Below are 21748 nucleotides of genomic sequence, written 5' to 3' on the forward strand. Positions count from 1 at the left end.
TGATTGTTCTGTGGGAGAAAAAAATAAGAAATCTGAAAAAATGTTGTTGACAGGGGTTCGCCTCGCCCCTAAGATGCGCCCCGTTCCAGCGACGAACTGAACTGACAGGGCGAAGCGGAACGGTAGATCCAGCGGTACTTTGGGGCTATAGCTCAGCTGGGAGAGCGCTTGCATGGCATGCAAGAGGTCGACGGTTCGATCCCGTCTAGCTCCACCAAATTACCAGTAGGTCTTGCCTGGTCCGGGCAAGGCTGAAATCGAAGGTTTTGCGTCCCCTTCGTCTAGTGGCCTAGGACACCGCCCTTTCACGGCGGTAACAGGGGTTCGAGTCCCCTAGGGGACGCCACTATTCCAGCGACGATGCGTTCGCGTCGTCAGCCAGAGTCATCTGGGGCTATAGCTCAGCTGGGAGAGCGCTTGCATGGCATGCAAGAGGTCGACGGTTCGATCCCGTCTAGCTCCACCAAATTCCCATACGGGATGAAGCCAGAATCCACCGCCTGGTGGGTTTCTTCGAAGGATATGTCCCCTTCGTCTAGTGGCCTAGGACACCGCCCTTTCACGGCGGTAACAGGGGTTCGAGTCCCCTAGGGGACGCCATTTTTATCGCTCTGCGATGCCTATAGGGCCACTGAGACTTTCAGTGGCCCTTTTGTTTTTATCCCTCCCGAAAATTTTCTCCCGACCGGTGGTCGCAATTTCTGCTTGTCGATTTTTATTATGAGAATAATATTCTATCCATAATATTTCAGCCGGAGGCCCGCCATGAGCGACAAGAAAGCCCAGACCCGCGAACGCATCCTGTCTGCTGCCACCAGCGCGCTGCTGCAGCGCGGCCCGGTCGGCCCGAGCGTGGGCGAGGTGATGTCGGCGGCGGGGCTGACGGTGGGCGGCTTTTATTCGCACTTCGAGAGCAAGGATGCGCTGATGCTGGAAGCCTTCCGCGAGCTGCTCGCCAAGCGTCGCGAAGGGCTCAAGCGTTTCGATCCGAAGTTGAGCTTCGCCGAGCGCCGCGCGCTGACGGCGCAGTTCTACCTGTCGCGCAAGCATCGCGATACCGAGGAGGAGGGTTGCCCGATTCCCAGTTCGCTCAACGAAGTGGCCAACCTGCCGGAAGCTTTCCGCCAGACCCTGGAAGAGCACGTGGAATTGATGGTCGCGGCTTTGGCCGGGCGTCCTGAAGAGATCGACACGGTGCTCAGCGACATGGCCCTGATGATTGGTGGCTTGGCGCTGGCACGGGCCCTGGGCGACGGCGACCTGTCCGATCGCGTCCTGCGTGCCGCGAAGAAAGCGGTGGTCTGAGGAGGTGCGAAAAAATGAATAGCCTGAGCTGGGTTCGAGGCATCAATGCCACCCTGGGGCGCGTGGCGCCGCAATGGGCGGCGGGGCGCATGCGTGAGCTGTTCGTGACGCCTAATGAACATGCGCCGCGTGACTGGGAGCTGCCGCTGCTGGCCAGCTCGGAGCGCGTGACCCTGCGCTTTGGTTTGTCCGCGTTGCGCTGGGGAGAAGGGCCGGCTGTGTTGCTGATGCACGGTTGGGAAGGGCGGCCCACCCAGTTCGCCACCCTGATCGAGAATCTGGTGGGCGCCGGTTACGGCGTGATCGCCCTGGACGGACCGGGGCATGGGCGCTCGCCAGGTCGGGAAGCGGATATCGTGCTGTTCGCCCGTGCGCTCCTTGAGGCGGCTGGCGAGCTGCCTCCGCTGCGCGCCGTGATCGGCCATTCCATGGGCGGCGCCAGCGCCTTGCTGGCCACCCAGATGGGCTTGCGTACCGAAACGCTGGTCACCATCGGTGCGCCCAGCAACGTGCTCGGCGTCCTGCGGGGCTTCTCCAAAGTCGTCGGCTTGCCGCCGGTAGCGCGCTCGCGCTTCATCCGGATGATCGAAAGCCGCGCGGGGATCGCCGCCAGGCAGTTGGATGTGGCGCGCTATCAGCTGGACTTTCCTGGCCTGGTGGTTCACGCCGAGGATGACCGCTACGTGCGCGTGAGCGAGGCGGCGGCCATTCATGAAGCCTGGCCGCAAAGCCGGCTGCTGCGCCTGCCCGCTGGTGGACATCACCGGGTGATGGCGGACGCAGCTGTCATCGACGCGATCCTCGAGTTGCTGGAAGCGGTCGAGGAGCCGCTGCCCCTGGCCCTGGTTTCCTGAGTCATTCACCCAGGTGACGGCGGCGGCTACAGGCCGCCGTTTTCGTTTCGTGATGGCCCCTTGCGGGTCGTCAGGCCCGGCGCGCTGGCGTAGACTTTCGGGCATTTCCGGCCGCCCCGGCCTGGGCGCGACGTCTTGCGCACGTGGGTGGTCGATTGGGGGGAATGCATGAATCTGTCGCTGGATTGGGTACTGCAGAAGGCGCGCCCTGTCATGCCGGTGCTGGTGATCGACGATGTGGCGCTGGCCACTGACCTGGCGCGCGCACTGTATGACGGGGGTGTGCGGGTGCTGGAAGTGACCCTGCGCACGCCGCAGGCGCTGGATGCGGTCGCGGAGATCCGTCGCGAGCTGCCGGAGATGATCGTCGGTGCCGGTACCCTGATCCACACCGAGCAATTCCAGGAAGCCCGCGATGCCGGCGCCCAGTTCGCCGTCAGTCCCGGCTGCACGCCGCGTCTGGTGGCTGCTGCCGATGACGCGAAGTTGCCATTCCTGCCGGGTGTGATGACGCCTTCGGAAGTGCTGGTGGCGCTGGAGTACGGCTATCGCTCGCTGAAGCTCTTCCCCGCCGACGGCAATGCCGCGATCAAGATGCTCAAGAGCCTCAAGGCACCCTTCGCTGGCATCCGCTTCTGCCCGACCGGCGGCATCACTCAGGAAAACCTGCTCAACGTGTTGCGCCTGCCCAATGTCGCCTGCGTCGGCGGCACCTGGATCGCACCGCCCAGCCTGGTACGCGCCCGCGCCTGGGATCAGATCACCCAATTGGCCAGCGAGGCGCGCGCGCTGGCTGCAAGCCTGGAGCATGCTTCATGAGTTGGCGGTTACCCGATCCGTTCGTCATCGATATCGAGGTCAAGTCCGAGGACATCGACGGCCTCGGCCACGCCAATAACGCGGTGTACGTCAGTTGGCTGGAGCGCTGCGCCTGGCGGCATTCGCAGAAACTCGGGCTGGACCTGGCCGAGTATCGCCGGCTGGACCGCGCCATGGCTGTGGTCCGTCACGAAGTGGACTACCTGGCCGCCGCCTACGAAGGTGATCAGCTGCAGTTGGCGACCTGGATCGTCGAGTCGGACCAGCGTCTGAAGATGACCCGCTATTTCCAGTTGGTGCGCCCGGCGGATGCCCTGACCCTGCTGCGCGCGCAAACCACCTTCGTCTGTATCGAGTTGTCCACCGGCAAACCCAAGCGCATGCCGGCGGAGTTCATCGAAGGTTACGGCCGCGCTCTGCTCTCCCCGGACACTGTGGCCGCCGGCGCGTGATCCGTCGTGCCGCGCTTTTCCCGGCGCGGCGCATTCCCTACAATCCGCGGCCTTCGCCACAGCCCGAGATTTCCCCGTGCAGATCGCCCTGGCCCCGATGGAGGGGCTGGTAGATGACATCCTCCGCGATGTGCTGACCCGCGTCGGCGGCATCGACTGGTGCGTCACCGAATTCATCCGCATCAATGACCGACTGCTACCGCCGTCGTCCTTCCTGGCGCTCGCCCCGGAACTGGCGCACGGCAGCAAGACGCGCGCCGGCGTGCCGATGCGCGTGCAACTGCTCGGCTCCGACCCGCAGCTGCTGGCGGAGAACGCCGTGCAGGCCTGCGAACTGGGTGCGCCGGTGATCGACCTGAATTTTGGCTGCCCGGCCAAGACAGTGAACCGCTCCCGTGGCGGCGCGGTGCTGCTCAAGGAGCCCGAGCTGATGTTCAGCATCATCGAGGCCGTGCGCCGCGCGGTGCCTGCGCACATTCCGGTGACCTCGAAGATGCGCCTGGGCTACGACAGCCCGGACGGCGCCATCGATTGCGCCCGCGCCCTGGCCGACGCCGGTTCCGCCCATGTGGTGGTGCACGCGCGGACCAAGGCCGATGGTTACAAGCCGCCCGCGCATTGGGAGTGGGTGGCGAAAGTAGCGGATGCGGTGAAGGTGCCGGTGTTCGCCAATGGCGAAGTCTGGACGCTCGAGGACTACCATCGCTGCCGTTCCATCAGCGGCGTGGCAGACATCATGCTCGGCCGTGGGCTGGTTTCGCGCCCTGATCTGGCCCGGCAGATCGCCGCGTGGCGTGACGGCTGCGAGGTGGTGCCGATGCCCTGGTCGGAAGTGCGCGTGCTGCTCGACGACTTCTGGCGCCAGGCCCGGCGCAAGCTGGCACCGCGCTATGCGCCGGGGCGCCTGAAGCAGTGGCTGGGGATGCTTACCCGCAGTTATCCCGAGGCCGTGGAGCTATTCGCCCAGGTACGCCGCGAGCACGATTGCGACGTGCTGGATCGGATGCTGCAGGTCGAGATCGAAGCAGCCGCCTGATCTGCTCTTCGTAGGAGCGAGCTTGCTCGCGAGCAAGCTCGCTCCTACAAAAGCGTGCGCCACGATTACACCGAATCAGCGCCCACCGCTGACGTCGACGAAACTGCCGGTGGAATAACTGGACTCGTCCGAGGCGAGGAACAGGATCGCCCGCGCCACTTCCTCAGCCTCACCACCACGTCCCAGCGGAATCGCCGCTTGCAGGCGCTCCACGCGCCCGGGTTCGCCGCCACTGGCATGGATTTCGGTCTTGATCAGCCCAGGCCGCACGGCATTCACGCGGATGCCTTCTGCCGCCACTTCCTTGGCCAGGCCGATGGTCAGGCTGTCCACGGCGCCCTTGGCGGCGGCGTAGTCGATGTACTCGTTGGGCGAGCCGAGGCGCGAGGCCATGGACGAGACGTTGACGATGCTGCCGCCGTTGCCGCCGTGCTTGCGCGCCATGCGTTTGATCGCCTCGCGGCAGCAGAGGAAAGTGCCGGTGACATTCACCGCGAAGACCCGCTGCAGGCGCGCCACGTCCATGTCTTCCAGGCGCATCTGGCGCTCGAGGATGCCGGCGTTGTTCACCAGCACGTCCACGTGGCCAAAGGCTTCGTCTACTTCTCGGAACAGTTGCAGCACATCGCCTTCGTTCGCCACGTCGGCGGCGAAGGCGCGTGCCTTGCCGCCAGCCCCTGTGATTTGTGCCACCAGCGCCTCGGCGGCCTCGCGCTCGCGACGATAATTGATCGCCACGGCGTAGCCGCGCTCGGCGGCGAGCAGGGCGGTGGCGGCGCCGATGCCGCGACTGGCACCGGTGATCAGCATGACCTTGTCCATGGAAAATCGTCCTGTGGCGAAGGGGGCTTGAAATGGATTCGAGCAGCCCAATCTATGTTCCTGCGGGAGGCCGAAGACGGGTCCCGCACCGGAGTTCTGAAGACAGGCTCCCGATCATACCTTGCTGAAATTTTCAGGAGATTCGCAATGAGCAACGTCCTTTCCCTCGCCCCGCTGTTCCGCCAGTCCGTCGGCTTCGATCGTTTCAACGATCTGTTCGAATCCGCCCTGCGCAGTGAAAGCGGCAGTTCCTACCCGCCCTACAACGTCGAGAAGCATGGTGACGACCAGTACCGCATCGTCATCGCCGCTGCCGGCCTGCAGGAGGAAGACCTGGAGCTGCAAGTGGAGCGCGGTGTGCTGACCGTCAACGGCGGCAAGCGCGAAAAGGCTTCCGAGAGCGTCACCTACCTGCACCAGGGCATCGCCCAGCGCGCCTTCAAGCTGTCGTTCCGCCTCGCCGACCATATCGAGGTTCAGGGTGCGTCGCTGAAGAACGGCCTGCTCAGCGTCGAGCTGGTGCGTATCGTTCCGGAAGAAGCCAAGCCCAAGCGGATCGCCATCAACGGCCAGCGCCCGGCCATCGAAGGCTGAGCAACGCCCCGGCGCTAGTCGGTTCGTAGCCGCAAAGCAAAACGCCCGTCTCGACAGAGACGGGCGTTTTCGTTCGTGCCTCGATCAGGCATTTTGCTCCAGCGGCGCCGAGCGATTGCGCCACCAGGCGATGACGATGGCTGCCATCAGCACGAAGCCCAGGTAACCCATGGCCGGGTAGACCAGCCCCACCAACCTGACGAAGCCGACCTGGCTGGCGATGAAGGCGAGCACCACCGCAACCACGGTCGCCACGCGGAAGGGCACGCCGTAGGCAGCGCAGCGCGCGGCCAGGGTGTAGGCGAAACCGCTGGTGGTGCAATACAGCTTTACCAGCAGCAGGGCGAGCATCACGTCGCCGAACCAGGGTGCGATGTTGTTGCTCAGCAGCAGGGTGGGAATGGCGCTGCCGCCGATCACGTCGATCTGCACCAGCATGACCAGGGCCATGGCGAGGATCAGCACGCCGACGCCGATACCACCGAACACGCCGCCCAGCGCGGCAGTGCGCAGGTTCGCCACGCTGCCCCCCATCACCACCACGGCGGCCGCGGTGGCGGCGACGTTGTAGGAGACGTAGAGCAACGCGCCGAGCAGCCAGTTGGGCGCCGGGTGCGGCACGGCCAGGGCGATCTGCTCCAGCTCTGCCAGCGGCTTGTGGATGTGAGTCAGCGCGTAGATGGCGATGATCGCCACGATGATCATCAGTACCGGGGTAATCAGGCTCATCAGGGTGATTACCCGCTTCAGGCCCATGCACACGGTGATGATGGTCAGCACGCCGAGGACGATCCCGCCGATGGAGTGACCGATGCCCAGTTGCTGCTCGAAGGACGAGTTGGCTCCGGCGAACATGACCACCATGGTGCCGAACAGGAAGAAGGTCAGCATCAGGTCGACGACACGGCCCAGCGGCTTGCCACAGATGAACTCCATGGCTTCCTTGTGCGACTGGGTCTGCAGGCGGCTGCCGATCTGGTAGAGGTTCATCAGCAGGAAGGCGAACAGCGCCAGCGCCACCAGGCCGCCGGCAAGACCCATGATGCCGAAGCCACCGAAGAACTGGAGGATCTCCTGGCCCGAGGCGAAGCCGACGCCCACCACCAGGCCGATGTACGCACCGCCCAGCTTGAGACTGGTTTTCATGATCGAGACTCTGTTGTTGTTATGGGGCGGCCCGGTTCAGCGCCGGACCGCAAAAAGGGCTTACGCCTGGCCGACGTAGGCCTGGATTTCCACCTCGACGTCCACGCCCAGCGCCAGTGCGGACGCCACGCAGGAACGTACCGGCAGGCCCTGGTCGAAGTAGCGCTTGTACACCTCGTTGAAACCGGCGAAGTGGGACATGTCCGACAGCCACACGGTGGCCTTCACCACCTGGGAGAAGTTCGCGCCGCAGGCTTCCAGGCTCTCGGCGATGCGGGTCATCACTGCCTCGGTCTGGGTCTGGATGTCGCCTTTCACCACCTGGCCGTCGGCGGTCATCGGCACCTGGCCGGAGAGGAACAGGAAGCCGCCGGCTTTCACCGCGCGGGAGAAGGGGAAGGGCAGGGTGCTGGGGTAACGCTGGATATCGCTCATGGGTAAATCTCCGGGGGAATTCAACGCAGGCGCGCCGGGTCCAGGCGCTGGGGATCGACGCCTTCCTGGCGCAGGGATTCGGGGAGCGGCTGGCCGAGCAGCAGCGATTGGGCCAGACGCGAAACGCCGTCAGCGGACTGGATGCCATAGCCGCCCTGGGCGGCCAGCCAGAAGAACGCCGGGTTCTGTGCATCCGCGCCAATCACCAGGTCGCCATCGGCGACGAAGGAACGCAGGCCGGCCCAGCTGTGGTTCGGCCGCCGGATCGCCAGGGTGGTGTGCTCCTCGATGTGGTACACGCCCAGGGCGATATCGAGTTCCTCGGGCTGCACGTCCTGCGCTTCCACCGGGTCGGCGTTGGCGGGGGAACCGAGCAACTGGCCGGCATCGGGCTTGAAGTAGAAGCTTTCGTCGATGCCGATCACCGTCGGCCACTGGCTGATGTCCGCGCCGTCGGGCGCCGGGAAGGTAAAGGCGGTACGGCGGCAGGGTTGCAGGCCGATCGGGCGGATGCCGCAGCGCTTGGCCAGGTGATCGGCCCAGGCGCCGGCGGCGTTGACCAGTTGCGCGGCCTGTATGACTTCGCCATGGCTGAGTTCCAGCGCCCAGCGGCCATTGGCGTATCGAGCTGAGAGCAACTCGCGGTTGCAGCGCAATTCGCCGCCGCGCTGGCGCAGCGCGCGCAGATAGCCCTGGTGCAGGGCGTGTACGTCGAGATCGCGGGCGTCAGGCTCATAGAGAGCGCCGATGATGGCGTCTGCGCGAAGGCAGGGGAGGAACTGCAGCGCCTCTTCGGTGCTGATGCGTTCCACGCCGGGCGTGGCTTCGGCCTGGTTCAGCAACTCGATGTGCTCGGGGCCGCCGACGTACAGGCAGCCGCGCGGGGTGAGGATCGGATGCTCGCTGAAGCCGGCCGGCGGGTTCTCGTAGAAGGCGCGGCTGGCACGGGTAAGCGCCTGGATCTGCGGTGTGCCGTAGGCCTCCATGAACATGGCGGCCGAACGCCCGGTAGAGTGGTAGCCGGGCTGCTCTTCGCGTTCCAGTACCAGCACCTTGTGCGTCTCGCTCAGGCGGTAGGCGAGGGAAGCTCCGGCAATGCCGGCGCCGATGATGACGAAATCGAAATGGCTCACTGCAAGGGCCTTCTGAGTGATTTCTCTTATGTGAGAAATCTAAGATATGAGAATTTTTGCGACAAAGGCAAGGCCCGGTAAACTTTCGTCGGCCCCCTCACGAGAAGTCCCATGAGCGAAACCGCCCAAGCACTACCCAAGCCCCAGCAGCTGGATCGAGACGAAGTCGGAGCGCGCCTGCGGGCAGTTCGCAAGCAACAGAAGCTGACCCTGAAACAGCTCTCCGACCTGTCTGGCGTAGCGGTTTCCACCTTGTCGAAGATGGAGCTGGCGCAGGTCGCGGTGAGCTACGACAAGCTGGCCGCCGCCGCCCGGGCGCTGCAGGTGGATATTGCGCAATTGTTCCGCCCATTGCCGCCTGTCGGCGGGCTGATGGGGTTGAAGACTTTCGTGAAGACCCGTGTGGATGATGCCGCCGGCTACGACACTGGCGGTTACGAGTACTACCCGATTGCCGGCGATTTCCCTCAACGCAATATGACGCCGCTGTACGCGCGCATCTTTGCCCGCGAGGTCGGCGAATTCGACGACTACGTTCGCCACCCTGGTCAGGAGTTCGCCATGGTGGTGGCCGGCCGCGTGCGGATCCAGTTCGAGACGGGCGAGTCGGTGAGCATCGGCCTGCGCGAGACGGCCTATTTCGACAGCAGCGTCGGCCATCTTTATCTCAACGATGGCGAGGCCGACGAGGCGCAGGTGATGGTGGTGATGTCGGAGTCGCGGCCCGCCGAATAGCGGGCTTCAGGTCGCCTGTTGCTCGCGGCCGGGCAGCAGCGCGATGAACTCCTCCAGCGGTACCGGGCGGCTGAACAGGTAGCCCTGGTACAGGTGGCAACCCTGCTCGGCCAGCAGCGCCAGTTGCTCCGGGGTTTCCACCCCTTCAGCCACCAGTTCCAGGCCGAGGCTGTGGCCCATGGCAATGATGGCGCGGACGATTTCCGCGTCGTTGCTGTCGTTGGGCGCGTCGCGCACGAAGCTCTGGTCGATCTTCAGGCTGTCCACCGGCAGGCGCTTGAGGTAGGTGAGCGATGAGTAGCCGGTACCGAAGTCATCCATGGCGAAACGCACGCCGGCCTCGCGCAGGCGCTCCATGCGCGCGATGGTGTCGTCCAGTTGCTGGATCACGATGCCCTCGGTGATCTCCAGCTTGAGCAGGCTGGGCGGCAGCCTGGTCTTGTGCAGCAGCGCCAGCAGGCGCTCGACGAAATCGCTCTGGCGGAACTGCCGCGGGCTGATGTTCACGCTCAGGCTGAAATTCTCGATGTCGATGCGGCCTTCGGCAAGCAGCTGCGCGCCGGTACGGCAGGCTTCCTCGATGACCCACTGGCCGACTTCGACGATCAGCCCGCTGTCCTCCAGTACGCGGATGAAACTGGCCGGCGATTGCGGGCCGAGAGTCGGGTGGCGCCAGCGCAGCAATGCTTCGGCGCCGACGATGCGTGAATCGCGGGTGTCTACCTGCGGCTGGTAGTGCAGGTTGAATTCACGCCGCGCGAGGGCCATGCGCAGGCCGTTCTCCAGGCGCAGGCGCTCGCTGGCTGCCTGCTGCATGGACTCGTGGAACAGCTGCACGGTATTGCGGCCGGCGTCCTTGGCGCGGTACATGGCGATGTCGGCGCGCTTGAGCAGGTCGTCCGGGGTCGCGCCGTCGTCGGGTATCAGCGCGATGCCGATGCTCGGGGTGATCTGCAGGCGGTGGCCGTCGAGCAGCATCGGCTCGGCCAGCAGGTCGCGCAGTTTTTCTGCCAGCTGGCGCACCTGCTGGGCGGTTTCCAGTCGGCTACCTTCGATACCGGTGATCAGCACCACGAACTCGTCGCCGCCCAGGCGGGCCACGGTGTCTTCCTGGCGCACGCTGGCCTCCAGGCGCGCGGTAACCATCTGCAGGATGGAGTCGCCGACGGAGTGGCCGAGGGAATCGTTGATGTGCTTGAAGTGGTCGAGGTCGAGGAACAGCAACGCACCGCGCAGGCTGTGGCGCTGCAGCAGGGCGATCTGCTGCTTGAGGCGATCCATCAGCAGGGCGCGATTGGGCAGGTCGGTCAGGGCGTCATGGTAGGCGAGGTGCTGGATGCGCGCCTCGGCCTCGCGCAGCTCGCTGGTGTCGCGGGCGGTGAGCAGCAGGCAATTCACGCCGCCCAGTTCGATCGGCTCCACCGACACGTCGACCGTCTTGATCGTGCCGTCACGGTGGCGGCCACGCATTTCCAGGTGGTGGACGAAGCCGTCGCGGTTGAGCGCGGCGATCATGTTCAGGCGCTCGTCCGGGTCGGCCCAGATATTGATACCCAGTGCTGTCTGCCCGATTACCTCGTCGGTGCGGTAGCCGGTGAGGCGGTGGAAGCCTTCGTTGACCTCGATGTAGCGGCCGGTGTCGCGCTCGGTGATGGTGATGGCGTCGGGGCTGGAGTGGAATGCCTTGGCGAACTTCTCCTGGCTGGCCTTGAGCGCGGCCTCGGCCTGCAGGCGCCGGGTGACGTCACGGAAGCTGGAGAGGATGCACAGCTGGCGGTCGACCCAGATCAGCCGGCTGGCGACCATGCAGGTGATGGTCTGGCCTTCGCGAGTGAGGAACTGCACTTCGACGTTCTGCAGCGCGTGGTCGCGCATCAGTTGCTCGAACAGGCGCGAGCGCTGGTGATGATCGGCCCAGAAGGTGACCTGGTGGGACGAGCGGCCGATGATGTCCTCGGCGAGCCAGCCGAAAGTGCTGCAGAAGCTCGGGTTCACTTCCACGAATTCGCCGTCGCGCACTCGTGAGACGCAGATCGGGTCCGGGCTGCCCTGGAACAGACTGGCGAACTTCTCCTCCGAGGCTTGCAGGCTGCGCTCGCGGAGCACGCGTTCGGTGATGTCGAGCAGGGTGCCGGCCATGCGTAGCGGCTTGCCGCTGGCATTGCGGTAGAGGCGGGCGCGGCTCTCCAGGTAGCGAACTTCGCCGGAGTCGAGCTGGGCGCGGTAGGTGAACTGGTAGTCGTTCTCCGGTCCGCGGGCGAGGCGGGCGTAGGCCTGGCGCATGCGCGCGCGGTCGGTCTTGTCGACGCAGGCGAAGAATTCGCCGAAGGGCCCGTGGAAATCTCGGTCAGGCAATTCGTGCAGAACGGCGGCGCGGGCAGAGCCGTAGAGCAGGCCGCTGGGGATATGCCAGTCCCAGATGCCCAGTTGTGCGGAGTCCAGCGCCAGGTCGAGGCGCTCCTGGCTGTCGCGCAGGGCCTGTTCCTGGGCGCGCACACGGGTGATGTCGCGTACGGTCAGGACCAGGCAGGGATGGTCGTCCAGTTCGATCTGGCAGCCGTAGACGCGGGCACTGCGGACTTCACCGGTGCGGGTCAGCAGGGTGACTTCGAAGCCGTCGAGCTGTTGCTCGGCGGCGATCCTGTCGAGCATCCGCTGGCGCTCGTCGAGGCTGCGCCACAGGCCGAGCTGCACCGAGGTGCGGCCGAGCGCTTCCTCGCGGCTCCAGCCGAAGTGGTCGACAAAACTGGCGTTGAGTTCGAGGAATTTTCCGCTGTCCCGGTCGGTGATGACCATGGCGTCGGGCGCGGTGTGAAAGGCTTTGGCGAACTGGTCCTGGCCGTCGGTAGCGAACGGGGGCGTGCGCGGAACGCGGCTCATGCGGCGTTTCCCCGGCAGCTGGCGGCACCGGCCAAGTGGGGCCGGCTAACGCATGGTGGCGTGCGGACGGGCATTCGGGCCCCTTCTTCTAATTCTGTCAGAACAATAGAGGTTAGGCCGCGACAGGTGCAAGCCCCGCCGCCTGGGCGTCGAGCAGGCGCATGAAGGCCCGCGCGGCGTTGGACAGGGTGCGCTCGGTATGCAGGATATAGCCGAGCTGGCGGCTGAGCTGGATGTCCTGCAGTGGCAGGCGTACCACGCTGTCATCCAGCATCGTACGCGGCAGTACGCTCCAGGCCAGGCCGATGGAGACCATCATCTTGATGGTCTCCATGTAGTTGGTGCTCATGCCGATGTTCGGCGTCAGGCCCTCGGCTTCGAACATGCGCCGCACGATGTGGTGGGTGAAGGTGTTGCCGCCGGGGAATACCGCCGGGTGCCGCGCCACGTCGGCGAGGAATACCGGGCCCTGTACCGACAGCGGGTGCTCGGGGGCGGCGACAAAGTCCAGCGGGTCATCCCAGACCGGCACGGCGCGCACTGGCTCGGCGGTTTCCGGCGCCAGGGTGATCACGGCCAGTTCGGCGCGACCATGGAGAATCTCTTCGTAGGCCACTTCCGAGTCGCAGAACTGGATATCCAGCGCGACCTGCGGGTGGGCCTTGGTGAAGGCGCGCAGCAGCGGCGGCAGGCGGTGCAGGCCGATGTGGTGACTGGTGGCCAGGACCAGCCGGCCGCTCACCTCGCCGTTGAGGTTGGTCAGGGCGCGGCGGGTGTCGTCCAGCACATTGAGGATCTGGTAGGCACGGGGCAGCAGGGCGCGACCGGATTCGGTCAGGGTCACCTCGCGGCCTACGCGGTCGAACAGGCGCACCCCCAACTGGTTCTCCAGGGCGGCGATACGCTTGCTGATCGCGGGCTGCGTCAGGTGCAGGCGCTCGCCGGCTTCGGAGAAGCTGCCGGACTCGGCGATGGCGAGGAAGGTGTTGAGGCTGGTCAGGTCCATGTCGACTCCCTGCGCTCTGGATGCGGCGCCAGACTTTTATAACGCACCGTATTCCTTGTGGGAATCCTTTGGATAAAAAATATGAATTTGAGTTATTCGACGACAACCCATAGCATCATCCTCACAAGCCCTAGGGGCATAGAAAGACGCTGATGAGGACTCTCTGATGGCCGGCAAGACGCTCTACGACAAACTCTGGGAAATGCACGAGGTGAAGCGCCGTGACGATGGTTCGTCGCTCATCTATATCGACCGCCATATCCTTCACGAAGTGACTTCCCCGCAGGCCTTCGAAGGCCTGCGCCTGGCGGGGCGCAAGCCGTGGCGCATCGACGCGAACATCGCCACCCCGGACCACAACGTGCCGACCACCCAGGCCGAGCGCAAGGGCGGCCTCCAGGCCATCGCCGACGAAGTGTCGCGTATCCAGGTCCAGACCCTGGACGAGAACTGCGATGACTTCGGCATCCTCGAATTCAAGATGAACGACGTCCGCCAGGGCATCGTCCACGTGGTCGGCCCGGAGCAGGGCGCGACCCTGCCGGGCATGACCGTGGTCTGCGGCGACTCGCACACCTCGACCCACGGCGCCTTTGGCGCGCTGGCCCACGGCATCGGCACCTCCGAGGTGGAGCACGTGCTCGCCACCCAGTGCCTGGTTGCCAAGAAGATGAAGAACATGCAGGTCCGCGTGGAAGGCAAATTGCCCTTCGGCGTGACCGCCAAGGACATCGTCCTCGCGGTGATCGGCAAGATCGGCACCGCGGGCGGCAATGGCCATGCCCTGGAATTCGCCGGCAGCGCCATCCGCGACCTGTCCATGGAAGGCCGCATGACCATCTGCAACATGTCCATCGAGGCGGGCGCACGCGTCGGCATGGTGGCGTGCGACGAGAAGACCATCGAGTACGTGAAGGGCCGTCCGTTCTCGCCGCAGGGCGGTGACTGGGACAAGGCCGTGGACGCCTGGAGCGACCTGGTTTCCGACGCCGATGCGCACTTCGACACCATCGTCGAGTTGCGTGCCGAGGACATCAAGCCGCAGGTCAGCTGGGGCACCTCGCCCGAGATGGTCCTGGCTGTCGACCAGAACGTGCCGGACCCGGCTGCCGAAGCCGATGCGGTCAAGCGCGACTCCATCACCCGCGCCCTCAAGTACATGGGCCTGAACGCCAACCAGGCGATCACCGATATCCAGCTGGACCGCGTGTTCATCGGCTCCTGCACCAACTCGCGCATCGAAGACCTGCGCGCCGCCGCCGCCGTGGCCAAGGGCCGCAAGGTTGCCTCCACCGTGAAGCAGGCGCTGGTCGTGCCGGGCTCCGGTTTGGTCAAGGCGCAAGCCGAGCAGGAAGGCCTGGACAAGATCTTCATCGAAGCCGGCTTCGAATGGCGTGAACCGGGCTGCTCCATGTGCCTGGCGATGAACCCGGACCGCCTGGAAAGTGGCGAGCATTGCGCTTCCACCTCCAACCGCAACTTCGAAGGCCGCCAGGGTGCCGGCGGTCGTACTCACCTGGTGAGCCCGGCGATGGCCGCTGCCGCCGCGGTGACCGGTCGTTTCATCGACGTACGTGAATTGATGCAGGCCTGAGGAGACCGAACATGAAAGCCTTTACCCAGCACACCGGTCTCGTTGCGCCGCTCGACCGCGCCAATGTCGACACCGACCAGATCATTCCCAAGCAATTCCTCAAGTCGATCAAGCGCACCGGCTTCGGCCCGAACCTGTTCGACGAGTGGCGCTACCTGGACGTCGGCCAGCCGAACCAGGACAACTCCAAGCGTCCGGTGAACAAGGACTTCGTCCTCAACTTCCCGCGCTTCCAGGGCGCCAGCGTGCTGCTGGCCCGTGAGAACTTCGGCTGCGGCTCCTCCCGCGAGCACGCGCCGTGGGCGCTGGACGAGTACGGCTTCCGCACCGTGATCGCGCCGAGCTTCGCTGACATCTTCTTCAACAACAGCTTCAAGAACGGCCTGCTGCCGATCATTCTGAAGGATGAAGAAGTGGACGAGCTGTTCGCCCAGTGCGAAGCCACCGAGGGTTACCAACTGACCGTCGACCTGGCCGCACAGACCGTGACCCGTCCGGATGGCAAGCAGTACAGCTTCGAAGTGGACGCGTTCCGCAAGCACTGCCTGCTCAACGGCCTGGACGACATCGGCCTGACCCTGCAGGACGCCGACGCCATCCGCAGTTTCGAAGGTGGCTATAAACAGCAGCAACCCTGGTTGTTCCGCGACGCCTGATGGCGCCGTAGCAACCGCAAGCCAAGGAGAAAGCCATGACCCAGAGTCGCCACGAGCAAGTGGTCCAGCGCCAGTTCGGCGCCCAGGCCAACGCTTACCTGACCAGCGCCGTCCACGCCCAGGGCGAAGAGTTCGCCCAGCTGCGCGAGCGACTGTCGGCGACTACCGGTGCGCGTGTGCTGGACCTGGGTTGCGGGGCAGGGCACGTAAGCTTCAACGTCGCGCCGCTGGCTGGCGAGGTTGTGGCTTACGACCTGTCTCAGCAGATGCTCGACGTGGTGGCTTCTGCCGCCGCCGAGCGCGGCCTGGGCAACATCTCCACGCGTTGTGGCGGCGCCGAGCAGTTGCCGTTCGAAGAGGGTGAGTTCGACTTCGTCTTCAGCCGCTATTCCGCGCACCACTGGCGGGATGTTGGCCAGGCGCTGCGCGAAGTGCGCCGGGTGCTCAAGCCGGGCGGCGTGGCCTGCTTCATCGATGTCGCGGCGCCGGGCTTGCCTCTGCTGGACACCTATCTGCAGACTGTCGAGGTTCTGCGCGACACCAGCCACGTGCGTGACTACTCGCCGTCGGAGTGGGCGCGCCTGGTGGGCGAGGCTGGGCTTGCGGTGACCGCTGCCAAGCGCCAGCGACTGCGCCTGGAGTTCACCTCCTGGGTCGAGCGCATGCGTACGCCCGACGTGATGCGCCAGGCCATTCGTGCCCTGCAGCTTTCGATGGGCGACGAGGTGCGCGAGTATTTCGAGATCGACGCCGAGGGCTCTTTCAGCACTGACGTGCTGGTGCTCTGGGCCGAGCGCTGATTTCAGCTTTTTGACCGCTCCGGGTGGCGCGAGCCGCCCGGAGCGTTACGTTTTTTGCCAAGCGACTTTTATAAAGTGAGCAGAGAGATGAGCAAACAGATTCTGGTTCTCCCCGGCGACGGTATCGGCCCGGAAATCATGGCCGAAGCGGTCAAGGTGCTGGAGCTGGCCAACGACAAGTTCGCCCTGGGCTTCGAGCTGACCGAAGACGTGATCGGCGGCGCCGCCATCGACAAGCACGGCGTACCGCTGGCCGACGAGACCCTGGAGCGTGCGCGCAACTCCGACGCCGTCCTGCTGGGCGCCGTGGGCGGCCCGAAGTGGGACAAGATCGAGCGTGACATCCGCCCTGAGCGCGGCCTGCTGAAAATCCGTTCGCAACTGGGCCTGTTCGGCAACCTGCGCCCGGCCATCCTCTACCCGCAGCTGGCTGATGCCTCCAGCCTGAAGCCCGAAGTGGTCGCCGGCCTGGACATCCTCATCGTCCGCGAGCTGACCGGCGGCATCTACTTTGGCCAACCGCGCGAGCAGCGCGTACTGGAGAACGGCGAGCGCCAGGCGTACGACACTCTGCCGTACAGCGAAAGCGAAATCCGCCGCATCGCCCGCGTCGGCTTCGACATGGCCCGCGTGCGCAACAAGAAGCTGTGCTCGGTGGACAAGGCCAACGTCCTGGCTTCCAGCCAGCTGTGGCGCGAAGTGGTCGAGGAAGTCGCCAAGGACTACCCGGACATCGAGCTGTCGCACATGTACGTGGACAACGCTGCAATGCAGCTGGTCCGTGCGCCCAAGCAGTTCGACGTGATGGTGACCGACAACATGTTCGGCGACATCCTGTCGGATGAGGCTTCCATGCTCACCGGCTCCATCGGCATGCTGCCTTCTGCCTCGCTGGATTCGAACAACAAGGGCATGTACGAGCCTTGCCACGGTTCCGCGCCGGACATCGCCGGCAAGGGCATCGCCAACCCGCTGGCGACCATCCTCTCGGTCTCGATGATGCTGCGCTACACCTTCAACGAAGGCGCCGCCGCCGACGCCATCGAGAAGGCCGTGAGCCTGGTCCTCGACCAGGGCCTGCGCACCGGTGACATCTGGTCGGAAGGCTGCACCAAGGTCGGTACCCGCGAAATGGGCGATGCGGTAGTCGCGGCTCTGCGGAATCTGTAATCTGTCCGGCTCGCTCGTTCCCGCGCTCTTGTAGGAAAGCGGGAACGACGGCCCTCTAAATATTTGAAGGTGTAGTAGCGATGAAGCGTGTAGGTCTGATCGGTTGGCGTGGCATGGTGGGTTCGGTGCTCATGCAGCGGATGCTGGAAGAGCGGGACTTCGACCTGATCGAGCCGGTGTTCTTCACCACCTCCAATGTGGGTGGCGAAGGCCCGTCCATTGGCAAGGACATTGCCCCCCTCAAGGACGCCTACAGCATCGAGGAACTGAAAACCCTCGACGTCATCCTGACCTGCCAGGGCGGCGACTACACCAGCGAAGTCTTCCCCAAGCTGCGCGAAGCCGGCTGGCAGGGCTACTGGATCGACGCCGCCTCCAGCCTGCGCATGCAGGATGACGCGGTCATCGTCCTCGACCCGGTCAACCGCAAGGTCATCGACAACTCGCTGGACGCCGGCACCAAGAACTACATCGGCGGCAACTGCACCGTCAGCCTGATGCTGATGGCCCTGGGCGGCCTGTTCGAAGCCGGCCTGGTCGAGTGGATGTCCGCCATGACCTACCAGGCGGCCTCCGGCGCCGGCGCGCAGAACATGCGCGAGCTGATCAAGCAGATGGGCGCCATCAACGCCTCCGTTGCCGATGACCTGGCCAACCCCTCCAGCGCCATCCTCGACATCGACCGCAAGGTCGCCGAGGCCATCCGCAGCGACGCCATGCCGACCGAAAACTTCGGCGCACCGCTGGCCGGCAGCCTGATCCCGTGGATCGACAAGGAACTGCCCAACGGCCAGAGCCGCGAAGAGTGGAAAGGCCAAGCGGAAACCAACAAGATCCTCGGTCGCTTCAAGAACCCGATTCCGGTCGACGGCATCTGCGTGCGCATCGGCGCCATGCGCTGCCACAGCCAGGCGCTGACCATCAAGCTGAACAAGGATGTGCCCATCGCGGACATCGAAGGCATGATCAGCCAGCACAATCCCTGGGTGAAACTGATCCCCAACCAGCGCGAGATCAGCATGCGCGAACTGACTCCGGCGGCCGTTACCGGCACCCTGAGTGTTCCGGTGGGCCGTCTGCGCAAGCTCAACATGGGCTCGCAGTACATCGGTGCCTTCACCGTCGGCGACCAGTTGCTGTGGGGCGCTGCCGAGCCGCTGCGCCGTATGCTGCGCATCCTGCTCGAGCGTTGATCCGCTCTGCGTGACCTCACAACGCCGGCCCAGTGCCGGCGTTGTGCTTTCTGGAACACGAGAAGTTCCCCTTGTGTAGGTGAACCGCCGCACAAAAACGCCAGCCCGTGTCACTGCCGGCTCTTTGGCGCCAGTTTCTGTGACGCACCCGCAAAAGCCACCGGGAACCAGTCGCTATCCTCGCAGCCCGTCCATGGGGACAGGTTCTGGCGCGCCCTTTCGCGCCGGCCGACGGCAAGCAAGCAGCGGGGGAGAGGATGGCTCGGTTACACAGATTGTGGTTGGCAACGGCGGTGGCGGCGGCTTTCCTGCCGGGCATGGCGGGCGCCCTTGAACTGGGCGATATTTCCTCGCGGGCGGCGCTGGGGCAGAACCTTTCGGCCAATATCGATCTGCGCGGTGCGGCTGACATGAGCTCCGAAGACGTCGTGGTGAGCCTGGCCTCGGCCGAGGACTTCGAGCGCCTCGGGGTGGACCGCAACGTGGTCACCAGCGGGCTGAAATTCACCCCTGATATCGGCAAGAACGGCCGTGGCGTCATTCATGTCAGCTCGAACAGGCCGATTCGCGAGCCGTACGTGAACTTTGTCCTGCAGGTCGTCTGGCCGCAGGGCCGCCTGGTTCGCGAGTTCACCCTGTTGCTGGATCCGCCGTCCTATGTAGCCAGCCCCGTGACGCCGCCGGCCATTGCGCCGGTTGCTGTTGTCCGCGCGCCGCAAGCGCAACCGTTGGCGCCTTCTGTGGCCAATGCGCCGGCTGACAGCTATCGCATCCAGCGCAACGACGCGCTGTGGGACATCGCCTCGCGCAATCGCCCATCCGGCAGCGTCTCGGTCATGCAGACCATGGCGGCGATGCAACGGATGAACCCCGATGCCTTCGTCGACGGCAACATCAATCGCCTGAAGGTCGGCCAGGTACTGCGTCTGCCCAGCGAACAGCAAGTTCGCGAGCAGAGCCATGCCCAGGCAGTGGCCCACGTGGAAACCCAGAATTCGCAGTGGAAGGCCAAGCGCAATCCACAACTGGCGCAGCAGGAGCGCCAACTGGACGCGACCCACAAGGCGGAGGCGGGCAGTGCGCCGGCGAAGGCCGAAGAGCGCGACAACCTGCGCCTGGTCTCCGGCCAGCCGGGTAAAGATAAAGGCAAGGTGGAGGCCGAGCAGTTGGCCGTTGCCCAGGAAGGCCTGGACAGCGCACGCCGTGAAGGCGAGGAACTGCGCAGCCGGATTTCCGACCTGGAAAGCCAGACCCAGAAGTTGAACAAGCTGATCGAGTTGAAAGACTCGCAGATCGCCGGCCTGATCGCGCGACTGGCCGAGCAGGATCGCGCCAAGGCCCACGCCGCCTCGCCAGCGGGCAATCCCCAGGCAGCGGCAGGCGAGGTCGCCCAGGCATCCGCAGGGTTGACCGCTCAGGCCGCCGGGGGCGAGCCGCGCCCCTGAGCTGCGGCGATAGGCGGCGGGGCGCTCGATTGCTTCGCCGCCGGTGGGGGCAGTAAAGTGCTGCGCTACTTTTCCCACCGATTGTGAGACCCCGATGCCTGAAACACTCGACATCGCCGTAGTTGGCGCCACAGGACTCGTTGGCGAGGCTTTGGTCGAACTGCTGGAAGAGCGCGACTTCCCCGTCGCCAACCTGTATCTGCTGGCCAGCGGCGAATCCGCCGGTAAGTCGATAGGCTTCCGTGGGCGCAACATCCGGGTCGGCAAGCTCGATGATTTCGACTTCGCCAAGGTGCGCCTGGCGTTCCTCTCCGTGGGCGCCGAAGCTGCTGCCGACTGCGCCGCCCGCGCCAGCGAGGCTGGCTGCAGTGTGATCGACCTCAGTGGTGCCTCGCTGAACAATGCCGCCGCGCTGCTGGCCCAGGCCTGCGTGAATGGCGATGCCATCGAAACCCTGCAGCTCCCCGCCCTGATTGCGGCGCCGGTAGCGCCCGCCGCCGAAGTGGCCGAGGTGCTCGCCGCGCTGCGCGGCGTGCTGGAGCTTCGCCAGGTCAATGTGGCTGCCTGCCTGTCCGCCTCTGCGCTGGGGCGTGAGGGGGTGCAGGAGCTGGCGCGGCAGACTGCCGAGCTGCTCAATGCGCGCCCGCTGGAGCCGCGCCTGGTGGATCGCCAGTTCGCCTTCAACATGCTCGCGCAGTTGGGTGGCGTCGACGAGCGCGGCCATTCTGCGGTGGAGCGTCGCATCGCGGCGGAGCTCGCAAGGCTGTTCCCCGAGCTGGAGCATGGCCTGAGCGTGACCTGCAGCGTGGCCCCGGTTTTCTTCGGTGATGCCCTGATGCTGACCATCAAGGCTGCGGCCTCGGTTTCCCTGCCCGATGTCAGCGCAGCTCTCGAGGCGGCTGACGGCATTGAGCTGGTGGAAGACGATTACCCGACTGTCATCGGCGATGCACAGGGACAAGATACGGTTTACGTCGGTCGCCTACGGACCGGTCTGACAGATTCGTGCGAACTGAATTTGTGGATTGCGTCAGATAATGTGAGAAAAGGCGCAGCCCTAAATGCTGTGAACTTGGGCGAATTGTTGATAAAACACTATCTGTAAAAGATACTTACCGAATATTTGAAGAAGTATTCTAGCTTGGCAATACTGGCCGGGAACGTCGCTGACAGGGGAAGCACTGCCGTGAAAACGGCGGGTGTAGTGGGCAGCGGCGCCCGATAGACGTTGTTCTAATCCAGAAAAAAGCTATTAAAACAAGGGATTACTATATGGTCCGGCTTCGCAAACTGGTGCAGGCAATCGCAGCTGCTTCGGCACTGACCTCGGGCATGGCGCATGCGCTGGGGTTGGGAGACATCCACCTGCGTTCGGCGCTGAACCAGCCGCTGGATGCCGAAATCGAGCTGGTCGAAGTTCGTGACCTGTCCGCGGCCGAGGTGATCCCGAAGCTGGCTTCGCCGGAAGATTTCAACAAGGCCGGCGTCGACCGTCAGTACTTCCTGACCGGGCTGAAGTTCACCCCCATCGTCAAGCCCAACGGCAAGAGCGTCATTCGCGTGACCTCCGACCGGCCGGTGCAGGAACCCTACCTGAACTTCCTCGTGGAAGTGCTCTGGCCCAATGGTCGACTGCTGCGCGAATACACCGTGCTGCTGGACCCGCCGCTGTA

General features: G+C 64.8%; 21 protein-coding genes and 4 tRNA genes. 19 read left to right on the top strand and 6 right to left on the bottom strand.

All coding sequences use genetic code 11. The features are described from left to right. Positions 1 to 141 precede the first annotated feature (141 nt). From A6723_RS22450 to A6723_RS22490, 9 genes are all read left to right on the top strand, one after another. A tRNA-Ala gene (locus A6723_RS22450) sits at positions 142 to 217 on the top strand. Positions 218 to 270: 53 nt separating this feature from the next. Next, a tRNA-Glu gene (locus A6723_RS22455) sits at positions 271 to 346 on the top strand. Positions 347 to 390: 44 nt separating this feature from the next. After that, positions 391 to 466 (top strand) — tRNA-Ala (locus A6723_RS22460). Between the two features lie 58 nt (positions 467 to 524). Continuing rightward, positions 525 to 600, top strand: a tRNA-Glu gene (locus A6723_RS22465). A 165-nt stretch (positions 601 to 765) separates the two neighbouring features. Continuing rightward, a complete protein-coding gene (locus A6723_RS22470; RefSeq protein ID WP_024766899.1) occupies positions 766 to 1305 on the top strand; it encodes a TetR/AcrR family transcriptional regulator in 540 nt (179 codons plus the stop codon). Positions 1306 to 1319: 14 nt separating this feature from the next. Then, a complete protein-coding gene (locus A6723_RS22475; RefSeq protein ID WP_054909156.1) occupies positions 1320 to 2159 on the top strand; it encodes an alpha/beta fold hydrolase in 840 nt (279 codons plus the stop codon). Positions 2160 to 2327: 168 nt separating this feature from the next. Next, complete coding sequence (locus tag A6723_RS22480; RefSeq protein ID WP_054909157.1) at positions 2328 to 2978, top strand: bifunctional 4-hydroxy-2-oxoglutarate aldolase/2-dehydro-3-deoxy-phosphogluconate aldolase; 651 nt, start codon at positions 2328 to 2330, stop codon at positions 2976 to 2978. Continuing rightward, positions 2975 to 3430 carry a thioesterase family protein gene (locus A6723_RS22485; RefSeq protein WP_054909158.1) on the top strand — a complete coding sequence of 152 codons (456 nt, stop codon included), beginning with the start codon at positions 2975 to 2977 and terminating at the stop codon, positions 3428 to 3430. The genes A6723_RS22480 and A6723_RS22485 overlap by 4 nt, the downstream gene beginning before the upstream one ends. Positions 3431 to 3506: 76 nt before the next feature. After that, positions 3507 to 4466, top strand: a complete 960-nt coding sequence (locus A6723_RS22490) for a tRNA-dihydrouridine synthase (protein ID WP_054909159.1) — start codon at positions 3507 to 3509, stop codon at positions 4464 to 4466. A gap of 75 nt (positions 4467 to 4541) precedes the next feature. Here A6723_RS22490 and A6723_RS22495 read toward each other — a convergent pair whose 3' ends face one another. Beyond that, positions 4542 to 5288 (bottom strand): SDR family oxidoreductase, encoded by a 747-nt coding sequence (locus A6723_RS22495; RefSeq protein ID WP_054909160.1) that lies wholly within the window; start codon positions 5286 to 5288, stop codon positions 4542 to 4544. Positions 5289 to 5435: 147 nt separating this feature from the next. On the opposite strand from A6723_RS22495, the gene A6723_RS22500 reads away from it, so the two are divergent. After that, positions 5436 to 5882, top strand: a complete 447-nt coding sequence (locus A6723_RS22500; protein WP_024766905.1) for an Hsp20 family protein — start codon at positions 5436 to 5438, stop codon at positions 5880 to 5882. Positions 5883 to 5966: 84 nt separating this feature from the next. Here A6723_RS22500 and A6723_RS22505 read toward each other — a convergent pair whose 3' ends face one another. From A6723_RS22505 to A6723_RS22515, 3 genes are read right to left on the bottom strand one after another with little or no spacing between them, the layout of a single operon-like run. Further along, on the bottom strand, positions 5967 to 7028 hold the full coding sequence (locus A6723_RS22505) for a hypothetical protein (protein ID WP_054909161.1): 1062 nt from the start codon (positions 7026 to 7028) through the stop codon (positions 5967 to 5969). Positions 7029 to 7088: 60 nt separating this feature from the next. After that, a complete protein-coding gene (locus A6723_RS22510; RefSeq protein ID WP_045211910.1) occupies positions 7089 to 7463 on the bottom strand; it encodes a RidA family protein in 375 nt (124 codons plus the stop codon). 20 nt (positions 7464 to 7483) lie between these two features. After that, on the bottom strand, positions 7484 to 8596 hold the full coding sequence (locus A6723_RS22515) for an FAD-binding oxidoreductase (RefSeq protein WP_054909162.1): 1113 nt from the start codon (positions 8594 to 8596) through the stop codon (positions 7484 to 7486). Between the two features lie 111 nt (positions 8597 to 8707). Between A6723_RS22515 and A6723_RS22520 the strand changes: the two genes are divergently transcribed. Beyond that, positions 8708 to 9331, top strand: a complete 624-nt coding sequence (locus tag A6723_RS22520; RefSeq protein WP_054909163.1) for a helix-turn-helix domain-containing protein — start codon at positions 8708 to 8710, stop codon at positions 9329 to 9331. A 6-nt stretch (positions 9332 to 9337) separates the two neighbouring features. Here A6723_RS22520 and A6723_RS22525 read toward each other — a convergent pair whose 3' ends face one another. Beyond that, on the bottom strand, positions 9338 to 12211 hold the full coding sequence (locus tag A6723_RS22525; RefSeq protein WP_064979861.1) for a GGDEF domain-containing phosphodiesterase: 2874 nt from the start codon (positions 12209 to 12211) through the stop codon (positions 9338 to 9340). Between the two features lie 112 nt (positions 12212 to 12323). Beyond that, complete coding sequence (locus tag A6723_RS22530; RefSeq protein ID WP_024766911.1) at positions 12324 to 13217, bottom strand: LysR family transcriptional regulator; 894 nt, start codon at positions 13215 to 13217, stop codon at positions 12324 to 12326. A 166-nt stretch (positions 13218 to 13383) separates the two neighbouring features. Between A6723_RS22530 and leuC the strand changes: the two genes are divergently transcribed. From leuC to A6723_RS22570, 8 genes are all read left to right on the top strand, one after another. Next, on the top strand, positions 13384 to 14811 hold the full coding sequence (gene leuC / locus A6723_RS22535) for a 3-isopropylmalate dehydratase large subunit (protein WP_054909165.1): 1428 nt from the start codon (positions 13384 to 13386) through the stop codon (positions 14809 to 14811). Positions 14812 to 14822: 11 nt separating this feature from the next. Then, a complete protein-coding gene (gene leuD, locus A6723_RS22540) occupies positions 14823 to 15467 on the top strand; it encodes a 3-isopropylmalate dehydratase small subunit (RefSeq protein WP_054909166.1) in 645 nt (214 codons plus the stop codon). Between the two features lie 35 nt (positions 15468 to 15502). Beyond that, complete coding sequence (locus A6723_RS22545; protein ID WP_054909167.1) at positions 15503 to 16267, top strand: class I SAM-dependent methyltransferase; 765 nt, start codon at positions 15503 to 15505, stop codon at positions 16265 to 16267. A gap of 87 nt (positions 16268 to 16354) precedes the next feature. After that, a complete protein-coding gene (gene leuB, locus A6723_RS22550; protein ID WP_024766915.1) occupies positions 16355 to 17437 on the top strand; it encodes a 3-isopropylmalate dehydrogenase in 1083 nt (360 codons plus the stop codon). Positions 17438 to 17517: 80 nt separating this feature from the next. Next, positions 17518 to 18630, top strand: coding sequence for an aspartate-semialdehyde dehydrogenase (gene asd, locus A6723_RS22555; protein WP_024766916.1), 1113 nt, complete (start codon positions 17518 to 17520; stop codon positions 18628 to 18630). 257 nt (positions 18631 to 18887) lie between these two features. Next, positions 18888 to 20075, top strand: a complete 1188-nt coding sequence (locus A6723_RS22560) for a FimV family protein (protein WP_256546959.1) — start codon at positions 18888 to 18890, stop codon at positions 20073 to 20075. Positions 20076 to 20169: 94 nt separating this feature from the next. Next, a complete protein-coding gene (locus tag A6723_RS22565) occupies positions 20170 to 21180 on the top strand; it encodes an aspartate-semialdehyde dehydrogenase (RefSeq protein WP_054909168.1) in 1011 nt (336 codons plus the stop codon). A 167-nt stretch (positions 21181 to 21347) separates the two neighbouring features. Beyond that, a partial coding sequence (locus A6723_RS22570) for a FimV family protein (protein WP_371914069.1) occupies positions 21348 to 21748 on the top strand: 401 nt, incomplete at its 3' end.

The organism is Pseudomonas sp. AU11447 (genome assembly GCF_001672555.2).
Taxonomy (GTDB): domain Bacteria; phylum Pseudomonadota; class Gammaproteobacteria; order Pseudomonadales; family Pseudomonadaceae; genus Pseudomonas; species Pseudomonas nitroreducens.